We start from the raw sequence: 1,180 nt of genomic DNA on the forward strand, positions 1-1,180 counted from the left end.
GACGGTTCGGTTCCCCGGGCCGGCGGCCGGGAGCCGGTGCGGGGCGCGCGGCCACGTCGGGGGCGGTCTGCCGTGGCAGCCGCCTCCGCTCGACGCGCACCGGGATGACCGGCATGACCCGCAGACGACAGGGTCCGCGGTGTGAACGCGTTGTCATTCCGCTTTCAGCACTGCGGGGATGTTGACCTGGAGGTGGATGAATTCGTACATGCTGTAGTCGCTGTATTCCTTCATCGCGAGTGCTTCGCGGACCTGAGCGGCCGGCAGTCCCTTGTCCTGGGCCTCCCGTGCCCCGCTGGTCAGCTTTTCGAGGTAGGTGATCGAGTGCAGGATGTCCGCACGGCGCATGGTCCGGCCGTGACCCGGCACGATCAGGGTGTCATCGTCGAGGATGTCGTACAGGCGCCGGTAGGTGGCGAGTGCCTCGTCGGCCCGCCCCTCCAGCAACCACGGGAATGCCGGAGGCGGCGCCTGCAGCATGTTCCCGACGAAGACGATGTTGTCTTCGCGCACGCGGACGACCAGGTCGCCGTCGGTCTGGGCAAAGCCGATGTGCTCGATGTCCACATGTCTGCTCCCCAGATCCACGGAGCACGATCCGGAGACCGTGACGTCCGCCGAGCGGGCTACCGCCTCCTCGATGCCGGCGCCCGCGCCGAGCAGGTCGATCATGAAGGTGCGGTCCTGCTCGAAGCGTTCGTCGATCACACGCTTGGTCGCCTCATGGTGAATGATCACCGTCTGCGACGGAAAGGCGAAGTTTCCGAAGCAATGATCGCCGTGGAAGCTGGTGTTGACCAGGAACCGGATGGGCAGCGCGGTCACTTTGCGCACCTCGCCGATGACCTGGGAGGCCAGACGGCCGTTGCTCAGCGATTCGACCACCAGCACTCCCGAATCACCCACGATGAAACCGGCGTTGGTCGCGGTGTGGTCGGTGTCGTCGACGTCTGCCGCCATGACCGCGTACACGCCGTCGGCGAGTTCACGCGCACGCATCTGGACGTCGCCAAGCTCGAAAGGTCTGTTCTTCTGCTGCATGGTTCTTTCTCTTCTGGACGGCGAGACGGCCGGTCGACCTGGTTCAGCGCCCGCGACTTGAGGCGTGCCTCCGGTCGCGCAGAGACAGGCGGGACAACGTCACGAGCGCTTGGTGCCTGGTGCCTGGTGTGCGAGCAGG

The 1,180-nt window shown here is 66.0% G+C and carries 1 protein-coding gene; it reads right to left on the reverse strand.

Features of this window, described 5'->3' with window-relative positions:
• Positions 1-153 precede the first annotated feature (153 nt).
• Positions 154-1,041, reverse strand: a complete 888-nt coding sequence (locus ABZV34_RS39765; protein WP_356288279.1) for an MBL fold metallo-hydrolase — start codon at positions 1,039-1,041, stop codon at positions 154-156.
• Between the last annotated feature and the right edge of the window lie 139 nt (positions 1,042-1,180).

It is taken from the genome of Streptomyces sp. NPDC005195 (assembly GCF_040608315.1).
In the GTDB taxonomy this organism is placed as follows: domain Bacteria; phylum Actinomycetota; class Actinomycetes; order Streptomycetales; family Streptomycetaceae; genus Streptomyces; species Streptomyces kaempferi.